Source organism: Wenjunlia tyrosinilytica, from assembly GCF_014646055.1.
Classification (GTDB): domain Bacteria; phylum Actinomycetota; class Actinomycetes; order Streptomycetales; family Streptomycetaceae; genus Wenjunlia; species Wenjunlia tyrosinilytica.
In genome coordinates, this window is sequence record NZ_BMMS01000143.1 from 1 (window position 1) to 1086 (window position 1086).

Sequence of the window (1086 nt, forward strand, 5' to 3'; positions counted from 1 at the left end):
GGCACGGCCGCTGACCTGTCCGTTCTGCTGCGGTGTGCGGATGAGGTGATGTACGGCGCCAAGCAGACCGGCGGCGGGTGGCTGATCGCCGATGGCATCACGCCCGTCCATGGCACGGTCAACGGCCGCCGCCCCGGACGCGACGGTACCCACCACGCTCCGGCAGGAGACTCCCGATGAACACCGATCACGGCCTCACAGGCGAGCAGCGCGGGAGCGGCGGGATGAACGACGTGCCCTGGAAGGACCTGGCCCTGAAGGACCTGGCAGGCTCGCTGCGTGCCCTTCGCATGCTGGCTGCAGAGTTCCCGGACCTGCCCGCTGTGTACGTGCAGGTGTCGCCGATCTACCCGGACAGCCTCGAACTGACCTTGCACGACGACCTTTCGGCGTTCGAGACGTGGCGGGAGGCGCTGGGCATCGCCGCGGAGACCGTGACCTACCGCGAGCAGGGAGGCGGCACGACCGTCCGCCTCGAAGGCAGTACCGGGTTCGCCGGGGCGACGGTGCGGCTGCGCGGGTTCGCGCCCGTGGTTCGCCCTGCGGCGACGGGCGATCCGGTGAAGGCGGCGGTGGCATGAACAGGACCGCGAGAACGCTGCTGGTGCTCGCCCTGGCTGCCGTGGTCGGCATGGCCTTCCGCGTGTCGTGGAACGCGCTGCGCGATGTCGCCGAGACCGTGGGCGCCGATGCGACCGCTTCGCTGCTGTACCCGTTCGTGGTGGACGGGCTGATGGCCCTGGCCCTGGTGGCAACGCTGGTCCTGGCGGGGGATGACCGGCGGTTCGCGCTGCGGGTGCTGGCGATGTACACCGCCGCTTCCCTGGTGCTGAACTACGTGCACGGTCTGGTGCCGGGGCTGCATGGCGGGCAGCGGGTGCGGATGGCGCATTGGCCGCCGGCGCAGTGGGCGCTGGTGCTGCTGGCCACCTCGCTGCCGGTCGGCTCGATCTACTTCGGCTCCGACCTGGTCGCCAAGGTCCTCCACCACCGCCCCGACACTGGCGGACAGCAACAGCCCGAGCCGACCCGTACGCCGGTTGCGTACCAGCCCGTACGGCAGGGCGTACAGCAGGCGCAGGACGC

Annotated in this window: 2 protein-coding genes and 1 pseudogene; all 3 read left to right on the forward strand. The window is 70.9% G+C overall.

Features of this window, described 5'->3' with window-relative positions:
* Nucleotides 1-180, forward strand: a pseudogene (locus tag IEY86_RS35920) (GGDEF domain-containing protein); the annotation flags it as partial.
* A complete protein-coding gene (locus IEY86_RS35925) occupies nt 177-581 on the forward strand; it encodes a hypothetical protein (RefSeq protein WP_229699088.1) in 405 nt (134 codons plus the stop codon). The pseudogene IEY86_RS35920 and the gene IEY86_RS35925, both read left to right, overlap by 4 nt.
* A partial coding sequence (locus IEY86_RS35930) for a DUF2637 domain-containing protein (RefSeq protein ID WP_189136093.1) occupies nt 578-1086 on the forward strand: 509 nt, incomplete at its 3' end. The genes IEY86_RS35925 and IEY86_RS35930, both read left to right, overlap by 4 nt.